Here is a 17595-nt window from a genome sequence, read left to right as displayed (position 1 = left end):
GCCTGCTTCTTTTTAAATAATGAAGTATATGGGTTACTAATATCTCAAGCGTTTAATTATGTTCACTTACATGGATAAGGGTTTTCTTCTTAATCATTTCTCTTTCGCTTTCATCTGCTTCTGCAAGAGCCTTTATTTCTATTAGACCCTTTTTTTCATCAATTATAGCCATGCTGTTTTCGTTAAATACATAACTTTTATCTTTTTGCTTAGTGTAGCCATTAACTGCATTAAGCATTTTATCCGCTTCCGTATTGTATAAGTCATATTGTTCTTCATTTGCCGAAACTAGAATCATGTAATGTCCTTTATTGAATTGGATCGTAGATTCTTTCTCAGAAAATATCCACAAATGAGAGAAAAATAAGATCCCTAAAATACATGTAAGAGTAAACACAAACGCTATCATAATAGATACTGCTATAGAAAACTGCTTTAATGGATCCCAAGCTTTACTTCTCATCGAAATCACCCCATTTTGAATGTATCTATAGAACGTTTTCTTAGTCATCTTAGTTGCATAAAATAGTTGAAGGTTTTTTTATTTGATCTCTTCAATAGACAACACCTGGTTGCAATCAAAGGCATTGGTGCAGGAAAGTCCGTCAAATGACTGTCATTCTGAAATTATATTGCTCTAAAAATATCGGCGCGCACAAAAAAGACGCGAGCAAGCTCGCGCCTTAGATCACCTATTTGTTTGCTCTTAGTCCTGCCGTACCAGCAAAGCAACGGCCTCCACATGCACCGTCTGCGGGAACATGTCTACCGGCTGTACTTTCGTCGTCTTGAAGCCGCCGTCTTCCAGTACGCGCAGGTCGCGTGCGAGCGTAGCCGGGTTGCAGGAGACGTAGACGACGCGCTGCGGCTTCATCTCGATGATGGTCTCCAGCAGGCGGATGTCGCAGCCTTTGCGCGGGGGATCGACGACGATGACGTCGGGCGTGATGCCCTGCTCGCGCCAGCGGGGGATGACGTCTTCGGACGCGCCGACTTCGAATTCGGCGTTGGTGATGCCGTTGATCTCGGCGTTTTTGCGGGCGTCTTCGATCGCTTCCTTGACGATCTCGACGCCGTAGACGCGCTTCGCTTTCTGCGCGAGGAACAAGGAGATGGTGCCGATGCCGCAGTAGGCGTCGATCACGGTCTCTTCGCCGGTCAGGCCGGCGTACTCCAGCGTTTTGCCGTACAGCACTTCGGTCTGGGCCGGATTCACCTGATAGAAGGAGCGGGCAGAGATCGCGAACTTGATGTCGCCGATGTAATCGTGAATGACTTCCTGGCCCCACAGGACGGTCGTCGTCTCTCCGAAAATGACGTTCGTCTGGCGCATGTTGGCGTTATGGCAGATGCTCTGCACGCCGGGGACGCGCTCGCGGATCGCGGCGATCCACTGCTCGGACTTGGGCAGCCGCTCGCTGTTCGTAACGAGTACGACCATTTTCTCGCCGGTTGAAAAAGCGACTTTGACGACGACATGCCGCAGCAGGCCGCGGCCGGTCTCTTCGTCATACGCGGTAATGCCCAGCTCGCGGCCGATCGCTTTGACGGTCTCGACCATCTCGTCGTTGGCTTCATGCTGGATGATGCACGTCTCCATATCGACGATGCGGTGGGTGCCGCGCGCGTAGAAGCCGCCGATCAGGCGGCCTTTTTCTTCGCCCATCGGCACCTGCGCTTTGTTGCGGTAGCGCCACGGGTCGCTCATGCCGAGCGTCGGCGGCACAAGCACGCCGAGCGCTTCTTCGCCGGCTGCGTCAGCGCCGGAGACCGGCGCCGCCGCCTCTTGCGCGGCCGCGTCGGCGCTTTGCGCGCCGCCCGCGCCTGCAAGCGCGCCCGGCGCTCCGGCTTCCGCAGCTTCTCCGCCGGCCGGCGCCGGCCCGTTCTCGCGGCCTTCGCCGCCGCCGAATGCCGCTGCCTCAAGTGCCGGCAGAGGCTGGCCCGAAGAAGCTTCGGGCGCGTAGCCGGCAGCGAGGCTGCCGCTGCTTGCGCTCTCCGCGGCGGCCGGCGACACTTCGTAAGCCGCATCGCCCGGCCGGCCCGCTTCGCCGGGTCCGGCCGCATGGGCGCCGGCTTCCGCCGTATCGGCGGACACGCGCGTGTCGCCTTCAAGCGGCTCGCCCGCTTCCGCCCCATGCGAAGCTTCGCCCGCGGACGGAGCGCCGAACGCGCGCACGTTCAGCTTGCCGATCCGCTGCAGGCTGTCCGCGACCTGCTGCCGCTTCCATTCGAGCTGCGCCGGATAATCCATATGCTGGATCTGGCAGCCGCCGCAGCGGTCGAAGATTTCGCACGGCGCTTCGACGCGCGAAGGGCTGGCCTGCAGCAGCAGGTTCATTTTGGCATAGCCGTACTGCTTTTTGGTGTTGATCACTTTGGCCGAGATTTTCTCGCCCGGCAGTGCGCCCGGCACGAACAGCGTGTAGCCGTCCGCGCGGCCGACGCCTTCGCCGTTATGGTTCATGCCGATGATGTCGAGATTGACTTCGTCGTTCTTGGCGACCGGCAGTCCTTCGATTTCTTCTTCCGGGCGCGCTCCGCCGCGTCCGCGGCCGGCGTTCGTCCGGCCTGCGCCGCCGCGGCGGCTGCCGCCTGCGGACGATCCGACCGGCGGTTTGCTTTTGCCTCCGCGCCCCTGCCCGCCGCTTTTGCCCGCGCTGCCGCGGCTGCTGTTGTTTTTGTTCATTCTATTCACTTCTTTCGCTTATATTCATGAAGGAGTCGTTCGTAAAAGGGGTAGGGTCGAAGTTACATTGCTTTGCGGGACACGTAACCCCGATTTTAGCCTTATAGGCCAAGCCATATTGCCGAAAAAGCAACCTGCAACGTCTTTTCCAACGGTTATGGCCTCGTTTCGCGTTCTACATGTCCCAAAAAGCAGCGTAGCTTCCAGCGTGCACACTTTTGGAGTTCTACGTTGCTTTCGAGGCAGCGTAAGTGATACAACGTGAGTCTTACACTAGCCACACACTAGTCCAGGCCGGGCATTCGCCCCTATGCGCTCTGCACATCCTGCACACCCTGCTTTTCAAGCGCACGCGCCTCTTTTTCCGGACACGCCAAAAAGGAGGATGCCCTCCGACCGGCGTGCTGCTCTGCCACCGGACGCGGTTCTTCCTCCCGTATTGTAACACGTTATGCGCGGCCGGCGGGACCCGATTTTCGTCCGCGCGTAGCCGGGCCGCTTCCGGGCTGTCGCCCTTTATACAACCTTACGCGAACACCCGCAGATGCTGCGGCAGCACTTCGAACACGCCGGGCAGCTTGCCGCCGAGTTCGCCGTCCAGATTGAGCAGGACGTTGTTCGGCGACGTCACTTCAAGCCGCTGCGTGCGGAAATAGATCACGTTCGGATCGTTGAAATGATCGCCGCGCTGCGCCATCGAGACGACGCGGATCAGCTCGGCCAGATTGCACTTTTTGAGCAGGATCACGTCGAGCAGGCCGTCGTCGATCCGCGCGTCGGGCATCAGTTTTTCGAACCCGCCGACCGAATTCGTATTGCCTATCAGGAAGATCATGAATTCGCCTTCGATCTCGCCCTGGCCTTCCGCCTCGATCTTGAGCTGCATCGGCGTCAGATTGACCATCTTCTCGATGCCTTTGAAGTAGTAGGCGAGCTGGCCGATCATCGTCTTGAGGCGGCTCGGCACTTCGTACGTCAGTTCCGTGAGCGAGCCGCCGCCCGCGATATTGATGAAATAGCGATCGTTTGCCCGTCCCAGGTCGATCGGCCGCGATTCGCCGCGCAGCACCAGATCGCAGTAATCTTCCCACTGCCTCGAAATGCCGAGCGCCCGCGACAGATCGTTTGTCGTACCGAGCGGAAACACGCCGAGACCCGGCCGGTGCTCCTGATCGGCGAGGCCGTTGACGACCTCGTAGATCGTGCCGTCGCCGCCCGCGGCAATAACAATGTCATAGCCCCGCTGCGCCGCGTCGATCGCCGCGAGCGTCGCGTCGCCTTCTCCCGTCGTTGCATGCACCGTCGTCTCGATTCCGCCTTCATCGAGGCGCTGCAAAATATCCGGCAGCCGGCGCCGCATCTCTTCCCGTCCGGAAGTCGGATTGTAGATCAGCCTCGCTCTTCTCATCTATCGAACTCCACCTGTTCCTTATAGGTTCTTGCCGCCGGGCGCCCGAAGGCGCGGCGGCCTTGTGTACAACTCGAAGCGAAGGCCGCCGCTCTCGCGGAACCTTCGCTTCAGGTAAGACTTGCTCTCGATTGTGCGTATGTGCGTAAAATTCGCGTGACCACAGCCCCGCCCGATCCGAAGACCGCCGGATGTTCCGCCGCGCCGAAGTTACGCTTCGGCATCGACGCGGGCAAGCAGTTCTTCGACCTGCCGCTCGATCCAGACCGGCAGCAGCGGATGCGGCAGCAGAGCCTCGCCCGTGTAGCCGTAATCCAGTCCTTCGAGCTTGCGCGGAATGACCGTCTGCAGGAAATACCCCGTGCTGAGGAACAGCGGAGCGATCAGCACGCGCCGGCCTTTTCCGATCCATTCCTCCGCTTTGGCGCGCACGTTGTCGGGATTGAGCAGCGCGTAATCGCACAGCAGCCCGCTCGTTGCGCCGACCCGCTTCGTCAGCGCCGAAGCGCCGGCTTCCCAGCGCTGCCGGAATCCGTCGTGGATACTGCCGTGTCCGACCAGCAGAATCACTTCGCGCTCCGGATTGACCGAAGCCGGCGAGACTTTGTCCCACACCATGCGCGCCACGTCCGGGTCGTCGCCCATCGGGCGTCCGACGTGCATACGCGCCCGGATCGCGAACGGTTCAAGATCCGTCTCGCGGTCCGGCGCGTCCTTCATGCCGAGCGCGTATTCGATCTCGTCGATATGCGTGCTGCCTTCCGACACGAACAGCATGACGGCCAAAATGTCCGTAACGCCTTCCGACTCCAGCGCGTCGATACCGTGCTGGATCGATGCGCCTTCCACATTGCCCAGAAACGACACCGCGACCGGCATATGTTCCTTGATTCTCACTTCGCCGGCCGCTGCATTGACCGCCTCCACCCATTCGGGCTGAGGCGAACCGTGACTGATGATCAGCGCGCCCGTTTTGTTCATGCGCTTAACGTCCCAGGCGTTCGAGCGTCAGCTTGTATCCGTCGTTGCCGTAGTTGAGGCAGCGCTTCACGCGCGAGATCGTCGCGGTGCTTGCGCCCGTCTCCGCTTCGATCTGGTTGTACGTGCTGCCTTTGCCGAGCATGCGTGCCACTTCGAGGCGCTGCGACAGCGATTGGATCTCGTTGACCGTGCACAAATCGTCGAAAAAGACGTAGCATTCTTCCAGGTCCTTGAGCGTCAGAATGGCCTCGAACAATTGATCGACCGTTTTATCGTTTAGTTTTTTCAGCTGCACTGAAAGATCATCCCCTACCGTTTACTGGTGTGTACCGTTTATGTTGGCTTATGCCCGAAGGCCGAATATGTGTGCTTCCTTTATATTGTAGCGGGCCAAGTTATGTTTTTCAAGCGTTAACGGTTTCACGCGATGCAGACCGAACGGACAGACGCGTCCGCCCCATCGCGCTTTGTCGAATTTCCCCGGTAAGAGTGTCCGCCGTCCGCGTACTTTTTTTGCCGCATGCCTTCTTTTCCGCTTAAATGCTCTTTACTTGAACCATCCCCGGCGCCAGAACCATCCGACCATCGTAAGCGCAAGCGTCGCCATGCCTCCGAGCACGAAGAAATAGCCGTAGGTCCAGCGCAGTTCCGGCATATGCTCGAAATTCATCCCGTAGATGCCGGCGATCAGCGTCAGCGGCATGAACACGGTCGTGATAACGGTCAGCGTCTTCATGATCCCGTTCATGCGGTTGGAATTGAGCGAGATATAGCTGTCGCGCAGGTCGGCCGTCATCTCGCGGTTGGAGTCGATCATCTCGGACAGCTTCAACAGGTGGTCGTAAATGTCGGTAAAATACACCCGGTACTCCTTCGAATCGTCGACGTGCTGCGAGTTGATGATCCGGTACAGCAGGTCGCGCATCGGCACGATCGTATGATGCAGCTTGAGCAGCCGGGAACGCAGGTCGAACACCTGGGCGAGCAGTTGGTCGACCGATTCGCGGCGTCCCTTCTCTTCCAGGTCGGCCAATTCGTCTTCGACGCCGAACACGCACGGGAAATATTCGTCCACCAGCGCGTCGAGCACCAGATAGGCGGCGGCGACGGGATTCGTTTTTTTGGACGGATCGACGGCCCGGGCACGGATACGTTCCCACGCTTCGTCGATCTCCCGCATCCGGTCAAAATGAAACGTGACGAAAAAAGTCGAGCCGAGAAACATGTCGACTTCGCCCGTTTCCTTGCCGCCCCGGCCAAGCGCGTGGGTGATCAGAAACACGTATTTCTCGTGCGGGTCCATCTTGGGACGCTGCACGTCGTTCAGGCAGTCTTCGATCTCCAGCGGGTGAAAATGGAAATAGCTGCCGAGCAGCTCGGTCTCCCGCGTGGTCGGTTTTTGAAAATCGGCCCAAAACCATTTGAACTGCGCCGGGTCGAGCTCGGTCAGCGGAATGTCGAGATGAACCTGGTGGTCGTGCGTTACCGCAAGCGTCCGGATCAAAGCGGCCGCCCTCCTTCTGTTTTCGCTTGGTATGCCGCAAAGGCTTCTCTATCGTAATCCCTCGTCCGAATGCTTGCAATGTTCGCTTGATGCCTTCGCAGCAGCGGGAACGAGGCCGGCGAAGCTAACTTTTTTGTAGATGGACGTTTAAAAAGCGTTTTTGTTATACTCTTGTTATCTAACGATAGGGGCGGGGGAAACGGTTCATGGCCAAAAAAGTAACGATGCAGCAAATTGCCGACCAGCTCGGCGTCTCCAAATTCGTCGTCTCCAAAGCGCTTTCGGGCAAAGGAGGCGTCAGCGAAGCTACCCGGGAACGGGTGATCCAGGCCGCTTCGCAGCTCGGTTACTTCACGCAGCCGCGCGGCTACGGACAATCGCGCAAAGCGCCCGAGCCGCAGCCGGCCGCGTCCGGCCGCCAATCCGTCCTCGTGCTGATGCCGAACGTCCGCTTCCAGACGCCGGAATCGCTGTACTGGGGACGCATCCTGAACGGCGTCACCGAGACGCTCGAACGCAGCGGGCTGGGCGTCGTCATCTTGTCCGACCAGCGGCTGGACGCCGTGACGAGCATCCTGAACCCCGACGGCTTTCTCGGCTTGATCGGTATCGGGCAGATCTCGACGCCGCTGCTGCTGGAAGTGCACCGCATCGGGCTGCCGACCGTGCTCGTCGATCACGAAGATCCGCTTATTCCGGCGGATACGGTGTTTGCGGGCAACGTCGATGCCAGCATGCGGCTGACGAGCCATCTGATCGGCTGCGGCCACCGCAATTTGCATTTTATCGGCAGCACCGGCTTCTCCAGCAGTTTCCGCGACCGGTGGAACGGCTTCCGCAATGCGCTGGAAGAACAGGGGCTGCCCGTGCAGGACGCGGGCGATCCGATGAACGCGCTGCGCGGCATCGACGGCGCGGACTACGAACCGGAGCTGCGCCAATGGCTGGCCAAGCGGCGCAAGCAGCGCACGCTGCCGACGGCGCTCGTCTGCGCCAACGACGACGTGGCGCTGGTCGCCCTGCGCAATCTGGAACCACTCGGCATTCGCGTGCCGGAAGATCTCTCGCTCGTCGGCTTCGACCATATCCACGAAGCCGGTTCGCCGTCTTCGCCGGCGCTGACGACCGTGCACGTGCCCAAGGAAGCGATGGGCCGCCGGGCCGCCCTGCGCCTGATCGAGCGGGCCCGCGATCCCAAAGCGCCGCTGGAGAAAATCCTGATCGCGTCGGAACTCGTGCTGCGCGGTTCGGTCAAGGAGCTGCGCAGCGAGCCGGAACCGGTAGGCGGGGAATCGGCGCCGATCGGCTGACGTCGTAAGACGTGGAGCACGCTCTCTTGAAGCGCTCGCGAAAAAATAAGGCTCGCGCAAAGATCGCGAAGAAGACCACACGCGAAGAAGAAAATCACGCACGTAAAAGCGGACAGTCTACCCCGAGGGGCAGACTGTCCGCTTTTTGGTGTTCGAGACTGCGTGGCGGCGGCGATCCGAAGCGGCTTACCCGCTTAGATACCGACATTCCCGGTTGAGCCTCGGCCTTGCTGTCGCACCCGCTGCGCTCTCCCTTACCCGCCGTATAACCGCTTCCCCGCCGCTTAGTGCTGCTGCGACCGGCGTTCCAGCCGAACCAGCATTTCAAGACAGGCCCGGCTGTTATGGTACGGACATTTCCAGGCGCCGAGCTTCGGTTCCTTGGTGTTCGGCACGCGGTCGTTCGACACGCTCCAATACCATTCGCCGCGCTCGCGGTCCACGAGATGTTCGCGGATAAAGTCCCACGAACGTCCGGCCGCTTCGCGGTAAGCTTCGTCGCCCGACAGCTGGTACGCATTATAGAAGCCGACCATCGCTTCGGCCTGCGGCCACCAGTCTTTGCCGTCGTCGACCAGCGTGCCGTCTTCGGCTTCGTTCCAGAGCCCGCCGTCCGTATCGACGCCGCGCGCCAGTACGGCCTGCGCCATATGCAGCGCGACGCCGCGCACGCGTTCGATCCGCTCTTCGCCGCCGAGCACTTCGGCCGCTTCGAACAGCAGCCAGCTGCCTTCGATGTCGTGGCCGTACGAGACATGGCGCGATTTGCTGTCCCACGCTTCGTCGAAGAACAGCAGGAAATGGCCGGTCTGCGCATCGACGATATGCGTCAGCGTGACTTCCAGCAGCTCCGCAAGCGAGCGGCGCAGCGTCTCCGAAGGCCAGATCCGGTACAGGTTCGTATAGCCTTCCAGCACGTGCAGATGCGTATTCATCGACTTCTTCTCGTTCAGGTCTTTGCCGCTCAGGCTCAGGTCGTCCGTCTCCGACCAGTCGCGCGCATGCGCTTCGATATACCCGCCGTGCTGCGGATCGAGGCTGTGCCGCTCCAGCAGCGCGAAGATCCGCCGGCATTCTTCTTCCAGCTCGGCGCGCAGACCATTCTGCTGCCCGGCCGCGGCGTCTTTGGCCAGCTCATGCTCGCGCAGCGCGTCCAGCGCCAGCGCGTATTCGCTCAGCGCGTAGATGACGAACGCTTGTCCGTACACCTGCTTTTTGTCTTCGGACACCGCGCCCTGCGCGGACAGCATCCAATAATAACCGCCGTGCTCGGCATCGGCAAAGTTCGACCGCAAATACCGGTACGCCCGCTCCGCCATGTCCAGATAGGCAATGTCGGCATAGTGCCGATACGCGGCCGCGAACGTCCACAGGATGCGCGCGTTGAGCACGAGGCTCCGATCCGCTTCGGCATGCACGCCGAGATCCGCTCCGATCTCGCCCACGAATCCTTCGTCCGTCGGCGAAGGCGCGTGCTTCAACCAAAACGCTAAAATATTATGTTTCAACTCCGCGTCCAACTGCCCGATCCATTCCCGATCCGTACGCGTTTCCAACATGAAGCGTCCCCCGTTCAGCTATTTGTTATATTTTTGTTAGATAAAAAAGATAAACATCTCCGTTCATTTATACTCTTTTTTAGCTGACGATTCAAGTACGGACGAGCAGGTCTCCGGGAAGATTGCGTGAACGGACAGAAAGTCCTCACCGATTTGTTAGCACGCGAACACAAAAAGCCCGGTCTTCGTCGGCGGACGAAAACGCGGGCTTTGCGGGTCTGGCGGATTTTTCCGAACGGACGCTTGCGTATCTTCTTCCCGCCGCCGCCGCGGCAGCGGAATTACAGACCCAGAATCGTGGACAGCGATGTCGTCGCTTCCATATAGAACGGCGAACCGTCTTCGTTCTCCGGCATGACGAGGCGGAAAATGTACCCGCTGCCGTCTTCCGCTTCCCAGAGAATATAGTCGCGCGTTTCGTCCGCGCCGCTGCCTTGCAGGAACAGCGAAGCGTTCACCATCGGACTCTCGACCAGCGTATCGCTGTCGAATTCTTTGACCGTGCCGCCGGCTTTTTCAAGCTCGGCCGTTCCCTGCAGACGCAGATGGTCGACGTTGTAGTCGGCCGGAAGCTTCTCGATCTCCGCGTAATAAGCGGGATCTTCGGTCAGCGACAGCCGGTTCGCGGACGCGTCGAGCGTATAGCCGTCCAGCACGTAGAGCGAATAGCCGTCGCCGTCCTGCAGTTCGCCGGTCAGCGTCTTCGATTCGCCGTCGCCGACTACGAAGCTCTCGGTCGCCGGGCGGTCCGTCGACGCGGCTGCGCCGGACGTGCCCTGCCCGGAAGACGTCGAATCGCCTCCTGCGTGCAGCGATCGAATCTCAAGCTGCGGCACGTCGCTACCTTCGACCTTCTGTTCCACGTAGTCGAACGAGATCGTGTCGCCTTCGTTCAGCCCGTCCAACTGCGCTTCGACGCCTTCGGCCAACTGGAACGAAGTCGGCGTACCGTCCACATTCACTTCGATCGTGTGCGGATCGGCTTGCCCGCCGTATTCGCCGGTCGCCGACAGCACTTCTTCCCCGTCGGGATCGGCCGGGTCGGCGGGTTCCGCCGGATCGGTCTCTTCCGCCTCGGCGGGGTCGGCCGGCGGTTCTTGGGTACTGTTCGGCGGCACATTGATCGGTTCGGGCGCCGGGGCATTCGCTTGGCCGCACGCGGTCAAAGCGAACGTCAGCAGCAGCGCGGAAGCCAGACTTGCCATTTTCGCAGATTTGTTCATGGTGTACACCTCCTCTCTTTTAGACGGGGTTCGGCCGGAAATTGTTACGCTTTCGTGCAATTCACGCGCAAAAAAGCCTCCCGGAATATCCGGAAGGCTTTCTTTTCAACAACAAGGCTTGGCGGCTTCCCGCTTACCAGAACATCAATTTGTAGATCAGTCCCGCCATGATGGCCACGATCGGGATCGTGATGAACCAGGCGACGATGATCCGGCCGGCCATGCCCCACTTGACCTCGCGGAAGCGCTTGGCCGCGCCGACGCCGAGAATCGAAGAAGTGGCGGCATGCGTCGTGCTGATCGGCAGATGCAGCAGCGTCGCGGTGAAAATAACGGAAGCGGACGACACGTCGGCCGCGAACCCGTTGATCGGCTCGATTTTGAAAATCTTCGTACCGAGCGTCTTGATGATCTTCCAGCCGCCGACGGACGTGCCGAGCGCGATTGCGGTCGCCGCGGACAGCTTGACCCACAGCGGAGGCTCCAGCGAATCCCAACGTCCGGCCGAGATCAGTGCGAACGTCATGATGCCCATCGCTTTCTGCGCGTCGTTGGTGCCGTGCGCGAACGATTGCAGCGCGGCGGTCAGCACCTGCATCGAGCGGAATCCTTTGTTGACCGTGTGCGGGCTGCGCCGTCCTACCGTATATTTGAGAATAATCATGATGATATACCCGACGGCAAACGCGATCAGCGGCGAGAACACGAGCGCTTCGACGATTTCGAGGAACCCTTTCCAGTTGACGCTGTTCGCACCCGCGCCGACGAACACCGCGCCTGCAAGCGCACCGATCATGGCGTGGGACGACGAAGACGGAATGCCGAACCACCACGTCGCGAGGTTCCAGATGATCGCCGCGATCAGTGTCGCGATGACGATCTCGATCCCGTTATTGAGCGTGGTCGGATCGGCGATACTGCCCCCGATCGTCTTGGCCACGCCGGTAAACGTGATGGCGCCGAGGAAGTTCATGCCCGCCGCAAGCAGGATCGCGGTGCGGGGCTTCAGCGCCCGGGTCGATACGGACATCGCGATCGCGTTGGCGGTATCGTGAAATCCGTTGATGAAGTCGAAGGCGAGCGCCAGAAAAACGACAATCGCAAGAACAAATAGAGATGTTTCCATAATGTGTGAACCGCATGAAGAAAGACGGCTACGCCGCATTTGCAGCCTTGCAAATGCCGTGCCGCTGTCCTTTTACGAAACAGGCGCCGAATACCGGGACATGCCCGCACGCGAAAGCCGAATTCCGGAAAAAGCGGTCTTGACCTCCTTTGGACCTAAAATGGCAGGCTCCGCTTAGGAGTTGCTCATAATGATGGTTTCCAGAATATCGGCAACGTCTTCGCAGTTGTCGGTCGTCGTCTCCAGGCGTTCGTAAATCTCTTTGCGCTTGATCAGTTCGATCGGGTCGGTTACGTTCGCGAACAGTTCCGTGATGCAGATCCGCAGCAGTTGGTCGCCCTGGTTCTCCAGATCGTTCAGACGGATCGTGTATTCGCGGATCGCCAGCAGCTTTTTCTGCGACAGCAAATGGATCGCTTTCTGGATCTCGTACGCCGATTCGCGCAAAATCTCTCCGAATTGAATCATATATTGGTCCGGCTGGCCCAGGTTGTACATGTAGAAACGCGAAGCGGTAGCTTCCAGTCCGTCCAACACGTCGTCCAGGGTCGTGGCCAGTTTGAGAATGTCGTCGCGCTCAAGCGGGGTGATGAACGTCTTGTTCAGCTCCGTGATGATCGTGTGCGTAAATCCGTCGCATTTGGTCTCGAAATCTTTCATGTCTTTGACGAAGACGTTGACGTCTTTCAAATCGGCGACATGCTTCGAGAAATAATCCGCGGCCTCCACGATCGTATCCGCCATGTCTTCGAGTGTTTGAAAGAAAATATCCTTCTTTTTTACACGCATTTTAAAACCCCTTTTCAAATGTTCAAGGCCAAAAACGGGCAAGGCTTTGAAGCCGCTTCTGCGACCTCCATCATTTTAGCACAACGATGTAAGGGATTAAAGAAAACTTCTGCCGATTTTCACACTGTTTTTACAGAAAAACCGACCCCTTTTAACAAAAAGCGCCCTTTTTCTGCTTTGCCGTTCTTTTTTGACGCTTATGCCGGCTTGGTGGGTTGAACTCACTTTACGTGGCGTTCGTTAAATGAACCTGAAAAAGGGGCGGGAAAAGGACTGGAAAGGTGGGGAAAGGGATCGAAAAGGTGAAAAAGACCGGCGGTCTGACGGGTGCGAGGTAGTTAGAGCGAGGTGACGAAGCGGTGAGAGAGATCAAGATACTATTTGGATACAGAGCGAGTTATAAGAAGGTTTTGTGGAAGGCTCTTGAGCAAACATTGAAGTTCCTATTAGGGGCAGACCGGTACAGGCCGCGCTGCGGTAACGCGTATTCGTTCCGATCACGTGCGGAAGTGGGAAATACGTCGAAAAGGGCGAAAATCTGCGGCAAGGGCCGGAATTTGCGAAAGTACGTCGAAAAGGGCGGAAGTGCGCGAAAAAGAGCAGAAGCGTACGGAAGCGCGTTGAAGTCGGCGAACCGCGGACGGAAGCTGCGGGCCGCGAGGCAAAGTGCGCCGCGATCGGGCGAAACGCGGAGGTGAACTGCGAGTTGCGAGCTGACGCCGCAATTAACGTCCTGAGAGCACTTATTTCGGCTGAAAGGCCGGCGTAAACGAAATAAGTGCTCAAATCCACTTATTTTGCGGGAAAAAGGTGATTTCGACGGACGCGCGCGGAAATAACTGTCGTCACGCAGTTATTTCGAGAGCAGACATCGCGAATGATGAATTTTATGTAGAAACCCCCGATAAATCGGGAGCAGCAGACTGAATGCCCCTCCCCCGCTTGCAAAAGCGGGAAATCAGGGCCGACCGATACAGACTACGCTGCGCATGCGGTTCGGCCGCAGGCGGAAGCAGGCTGACAAGGGTAGAAATGCGCGCAAGTGCGTTGAATTCGAGTGGGAATGTGCGAAAAAGAGCAGGAATTTGCGGAAGTGCGTTGAAAAGGGCGGAAGCACGTGAAAAAGAGCAAAAGCGTGCGGAAGCGCGTTGAAGTCGGCGAACCGCAGACGTAAGCTGCGGGCCGCGGACGGAAGCTGCGGGCCGCGCGGCAAAGTGCGCCGCGATCGGGCGAAACGCGGAGGCGAACTGCGAGTTGCGAGCTGACGCTGCAAGCTGACGCCGCAATTAACGTCCTGAGAGCACTTATTTCGGCTAAAAGGCCGGCGTAAACGAAATAAGTGCTCAAATCCACTTATTTTGCGGGAAAAAGGTGATTTCGACGGACGCGCGCGGAAATAACTGTCGTCACGCAGCTATTCGGCCTAACTCGAACAAAAAGGCGGAAATAGTTGTCGTTACGCAGTTATTTCGAGAGCAGACATCGCGAATGATGAATTTTATGTAGATACTCCCGATAAATCGGGAGCAGCAGCCTGAATGCCCCTCCCCCGCTTGCAAAAGCGGATAATCAGAGGCCAATGCTGCCAGTAAGCTGCGCTGCGTTGGACAACGTCAGATTGTCCAGTGCTGCCAGTAAGCTGCGCTGCGCCGGACAACGTCAGATTGTCCAGTGCTGCCAGTAAGCTGCGCAGCGTTGGACAAATTTCTAAATTGTCCAGTGCTGCCAGTCGATCTCGTTCTTATGCCGGTCCTGCAGCCAGCGCTTGGTGATGTCGAGCAGTTGGCGGCGGTGGGGGCCGGACGAATAGGTATGGTCGGCCTGGAAGATGATCTCTTTGTCGCAGCGCGAGTCTTCCCGCGTCCAGAACAGCTTCTGGTACAAGAACGCGTAATCGACAGGGATCACGTCGTCGGACGTGCCGTGCACGACGAGCACGTCGCCGTAGAACTTGTTCACTTCCTGGAACGGCTGGAACGCGCCGAGCGATTCAAAGAAGCCGGGCGTGAACGAATAGCCCAAATAATCGGCGCTGCCGGTACGCACGGATTCGTCGTACCGCGCCCGGCCGGTGATCTTGACGATATCGTTGAACGGATAGCCGACGGCGGACCAGAGCGCCAGGCTTTTGATCCGGCGGTCCCGCACGGCGGTCAGCAGCGCGACCGCGCCGCCCAGGCTGTGCCCGATCAGCGTGACCCGGCTCGGGTCGATGTCCGCGCACGTCATCGCGTAATCGAGCACGGTCCGCGTCTGGCGGATCATCGACTCCATCCCTTCCTCGCCGTAGACGCCGCCGCTCTCTCCGCAGCCGGCGTAGTCGAACCGGACGACCAACTGCCCCTCGGCGGCAAGCTCCCGGCCGGTCGTGACGAACAGCCGGTCCACGCCGATCCGGCTGCCCACGAATCCGTGGCAGATGACCGTCAGCGGAAGACGTCCTTCGCAGCCCTGCGAAGTCGGGTAATGAATCGTAGCGGTCAAATCATGCTGTTCGTGGCGGATCAGAATCTGGCGTTCCATGGCGGCAGCCTCCCTGTTTTTAATCCCTAGTTAATTGGTATGAATTACACCCATCTTAACGCCGATCCGTCCCCGTTGTCAATCGGGACATTCAGGTGCCGTCCGCCCCGCCCGGACGAAGCGGCAGGTCGGCGTAGACCGCCAACCCCGATTGCGCTATGCTTAACGGGATAAAAAGCTCGGGAGGGAATGCCAGTGAGCCGCTACCGGTACGGCGTGCTGAAAGCAAAAGCGATACGGTCCATCCACGGATTCGGCAGTCAGCCGCATTTTCACGTTTGCCTGCAAGACGACCGGGGCGTTCAATACCGGGCGTCGATCAATATCCGGTCCAAAGCGTACCCGTCGGAACTGCTCTACCGGATCGGCGCCTGTCTGCCGGATGACGCGGAGCGCCTCAAGCTTCTGCCCGGCGGCTTCACGCCGATCGAACGCGGGCTGCCGGTTCGGGGATTGGACTTCGTGCGCCGTCCGCTGCTGCGCCGGGAAGACATGGTGCCGCTGCCGGCCAGCCTGCCGGGACCGGACAACGATCTGAACGAGAAGATCGTCGCCTGCATCGACGCGGCGGTGATCGCCGGCGCGGATCTGTACGTGTTCGGCGACGCCTGGGGACCCGAGCCGAAAACGCCGGATTATTATTTCGGCTTCCGGCCCGGCCGCGGCGTGCACAATATTCATATGAACCAGGGTAACGAAGGCCCGTGGCAGGGCGACAACGGCGCGTTCCGCGACGGCGCGATTCTCGTGCATTTTGCCGACGGGGACCGCTGGGTCGGACTGTTCCTCGCTTTCCAGTCGCAGTCGTGGAACACCGACGAACGCGGACAGGCTTTGAAGTAATCTCGCCCGCCTCTGTCCCGCTGCAGCTTACCGCCGCGCTTACGTTATTTATTTTCCCATGAGAAGGAGGCTTTCCGGTTTGAGCGTCAGGAAAAAGATTCGCGCGATCAACAAAGTCCGCGACCAACTGAATACCAAAAACGCCGAATATTTCGATGAAGTGATCGTCCACGTGCGGTCGAGCCGCGTAGTCGAGGAAAGCGGCGAAGATTGGCTGCTGGCGCGGGGAAGCGAGCTGATCGCCGCCCAGCAAAAAGGCACGCCGGCGTCCCGGCTGTTCGGGCCCGACCCGATATCTTACGCCGAAGCCGCGCTGACGGATCTGCCCAAACGCCGGCCGGAAGCGACGCTGCGCGCCTATATCCTCGTGCCGTGGACGGCGCTCAGCTGGACGTTTCTGCTGCTGGGACTGACGGCGCTGTTTGCGCCGGAGACGCAGCAGGTCAACACCGGCACGCTGCTCATCGTCATCCTCGGCGCGATCGCCCTGTTCGAAGTGCTGATGCGATTGATCCGGCGCGATCCCGAAGAAGGGGTGCCCGCTCCGCCGAAATTCAACATGCGGGGAATCGGCTCCACGTTGATCGTGCTGATCGCGATCGGCTTTGCCGGCCTGCTGCTGCTTCGCTTCACGCCGGTGATTACGATTCCGTTCCAGATCAGCCTCGTCATCGCGGCGATTGGGTTTATCGGGCAGTTTGCGCTGCTGCGCAGACGGTGAAGAGCACACCGGCAACCTGTACCCTTGTTTGTAAGCTAAAAAAAGGCCCTGCCTGAACGGGACTCTCCCGAGGCAGCGGCCTTTTTCTCATGATTGCTCTTCTTCCTTGCTTCCAAATTCCGCTTCCTCGCTCCGGCACACCAGCGTCACGCCCCGCCCGCGCAGAAATTCGCCCCATTCTTCCGGCGGCTGACGGTCGGTCACGACGAAGTCGATCTGCCCGAAATCGAACAGCCGGATAAAAGCCAGCCGATCGAACTTGGACCGGTCCGCCAGCAGGATCGTTTTGTTCGCCTGCCGGCGCATCAGCAGCTTGAGCTCGCTCTCGGCTTCGTTGGAATCGCAGATGCCGCCGTGCATGGACAGCGCTTTGCAGCCGAGCAGCGCAACGTCCGCGTTATAGCGTTCGATCGTCCGCGCCGCGTCCGGTCCGACGAACGAGCTGGTCGAAGCGCCGAGCGTGCCGCCGGTGCCGATCAGCCGATGCCCCGACTGCTGGAACGCGGACAGCGCGACGAGCGAATTCGTAATGAGCGTCAGATTGCTTTTGCGTTCGGTCAGCAGCCGCAGCGCTTCGAACGCCGTCGAACTGGTATCCGCCATGACGCTGTCGCCGTCGTGCACCAGGCCGAGCACCTGCTCGGCGATGCGGCGCTTCGCTTCGAGGTTGAGATCGTGCCGGCTCGCGTACGAAGGATCGCGGTTGACCGGTGCGCTCAGCACGGCCCCGCCGTAATTTTTCTGGGCGATGCCTTCCTTGTCCAGCTTGTCGAGATCGCGGCGCACCGTTTCTTCCGATACGCCGAACGTCTGCGCGAGCGCCGATACCTGCACTTTTTTGTTCCGATACAATTCGTTGATGATCCATTCCCGCCGCTGCTCCGCTTTCACTGCGTATCCGCTCCCCGTGTCCCGATTGTTT

16 protein-coding genes are annotated in these 17595 nt (G+C 59.1%); 4 read left to right on the top strand and 12 right to left on the bottom strand.

Translation table 11 applies throughout. The features are described 5' to 3' along the window. Window positions 1-52: 52 nt before the first annotated feature. From FFV09_RS14460 to corA, 6 genes are all read right to left on the bottom strand, one after another. Window positions 53-463, bottom strand: a complete 411-nt coding sequence (locus tag FFV09_RS14460) for a hypothetical protein (RefSeq protein WP_141448475.1) — start codon at window positions 461-463, stop codon at window positions 53-55. A 243-nt stretch (window positions 464-706) separates the two neighbouring features. Continuing rightward, the gene (gene rlmD / locus FFV09_RS14455; RefSeq protein WP_141448474.1) at window positions 707-2686 is read right to left on the bottom strand and encodes a 23S rRNA (uracil(1939)-C(5))-methyltransferase RlmD; all 1980 of its coding nucleotides are present in this window, start codon (window positions 2684-2686) and stop codon (window positions 707-709) included. A gap of 526 nt (window positions 2687-3212) precedes the next feature. Continuing rightward, entirely contained in the window at window positions 3213-4094 is an 882-nt protein-coding gene (locus FFV09_RS14450) for a diacylglycerol kinase (RefSeq protein ID WP_141448473.1), read from the bottom strand. 210 nt (window positions 4095-4304) lie between these two features. Then, the gene (locus FFV09_RS14445) at window positions 4305-5075 is read right to left on the bottom strand and encodes a sirohydrochlorin chelatase (RefSeq protein WP_141448472.1); all 771 of its coding nucleotides are present in this window, start codon (window positions 5073-5075) and stop codon (window positions 4305-4307) included. Between the two features lie 4 nt (window positions 5076-5079). Continuing rightward, window positions 5080-5370 (bottom strand): YerC/YecD family TrpR-related protein, encoded by a 291-nt coding sequence (locus FFV09_RS14440; protein ID WP_141448471.1) that lies wholly within the window; start codon window positions 5368-5370, stop codon window positions 5080-5082. 252 nt (window positions 5371-5622) lie between these two features. Further along, window positions 5623-6579 carry a magnesium/cobalt transporter CorA gene (gene corA, locus FFV09_RS14435; protein WP_141448470.1) on the bottom strand — a complete coding sequence of 319 codons (957 nt, stop codon included), beginning with the start codon at window positions 6577-6579 and terminating at the stop codon, window positions 5623-5625. A 206-nt stretch (window positions 6580-6785) separates the two neighbouring features. Between corA and FFV09_RS14430 the strand changes: the two genes are divergently transcribed. Further along, window positions 6786-7889 (top strand): LacI family DNA-binding transcriptional regulator, encoded by a 1104-nt coding sequence (locus FFV09_RS14430; RefSeq protein WP_141448469.1) that lies wholly within the window; start codon window positions 6786-6788, stop codon window positions 7887-7889. A 284-nt stretch (window positions 7890-8173) separates the two neighbouring features. On the opposite strand, the gene FFV09_RS14425 is transcribed toward FFV09_RS14430, so the two are convergent. The 4 genes from FFV09_RS14425 to FFV09_RS14410 form a co-directional block, all read right to left on the bottom strand. Then, a complete protein-coding gene (locus FFV09_RS14425; protein WP_141448468.1) occupies window positions 8174-9448 on the bottom strand; it encodes an AGE family epimerase/isomerase in 1275 nt (424 codons plus the stop codon). Window positions 9449-9729: 281 nt separating this feature from the next. Then, entirely contained in the window at window positions 9730-10671 is a 942-nt protein-coding gene (locus FFV09_RS14420; protein WP_141448467.1) for a hypothetical protein, read from the bottom strand. 133 nt (window positions 10672-10804) lie between these two features. Then, the gene (locus tag FFV09_RS14415; protein ID WP_141448466.1) at window positions 10805-11797 is read right to left on the bottom strand and encodes an inorganic phosphate transporter; all 993 of its coding nucleotides are present in this window, start codon (window positions 11795-11797) and stop codon (window positions 10805-10807) included. A 174-nt stretch (window positions 11798-11971) separates the two neighbouring features. Next, window positions 11972-12586, bottom strand: coding sequence for a DUF47 domain-containing protein (locus FFV09_RS14410; RefSeq protein ID WP_141448465.1), 615 nt, complete (start codon window positions 12584-12586; stop codon window positions 11972-11974). Between FFV09_RS14410 and FFV09_RS14405 the strand changes: the two genes are divergently transcribed. Beyond that, window positions 12554-12805 carry a hypothetical protein gene (locus tag FFV09_RS14405; protein WP_170314878.1) on the top strand — a complete coding sequence of 84 codons (252 nt, stop codon included), beginning with the start codon at window positions 12554-12556 and terminating at the stop codon, window positions 12803-12805. The genes FFV09_RS14410 and FFV09_RS14405 overlap by 33 nt on opposite strands. A gap of 1488 nt (window positions 12806-14293) precedes the next feature. Here the strand turns inward: FFV09_RS14405 and FFV09_RS14400 are convergent. Beyond that, window positions 14294-15109, bottom strand: coding sequence for an alpha/beta hydrolase (locus FFV09_RS14400; RefSeq protein WP_141448463.1), 816 nt, complete (start codon window positions 15107-15109; stop codon window positions 14294-14296). A gap of 189 nt (window positions 15110-15298) precedes the next feature. Between FFV09_RS14400 and FFV09_RS14395 the strand changes: the two genes are divergently transcribed. Both FFV09_RS14395 and FFV09_RS14390 read left to right on the top strand, forming a co-directional pair. Beyond that, entirely contained in the window at window positions 15299-15952 is a 654-nt protein-coding gene (locus tag FFV09_RS14395; RefSeq protein ID WP_141448462.1) for a YukJ family protein, read from the top strand. A gap of 79 nt (window positions 15953-16031) precedes the next feature. Continuing rightward, entirely contained in the window at window positions 16032-16673 is a 642-nt protein-coding gene (locus tag FFV09_RS14390; protein WP_160441708.1) for a DUF1129 family protein, read from the top strand. Window positions 16674-16760: 87 nt separating this feature from the next. On the opposite strand, the gene FFV09_RS14385 is transcribed toward FFV09_RS14390, so the two are convergent. Beyond that, the gene (locus tag FFV09_RS14385; protein ID WP_141448460.1) at window positions 16761-17564 is read right to left on the bottom strand and encodes a DeoR/GlpR family DNA-binding transcription regulator; all 804 of its coding nucleotides are present in this window, start codon (window positions 17562-17564) and stop codon (window positions 16761-16763) included. Window positions 17565-17595: the final 31 nt, after the last annotated feature.

Source organism: Saccharibacillus brassicae (assembly GCF_006542275.1).
Taxonomy (GTDB): domain Bacteria; phylum Bacillota; class Bacilli; order Paenibacillales; family Paenibacillaceae; genus Saccharibacillus; species Saccharibacillus brassicae.
This window is presented reverse-complemented; position numbering and strand designations above follow the sequence as displayed.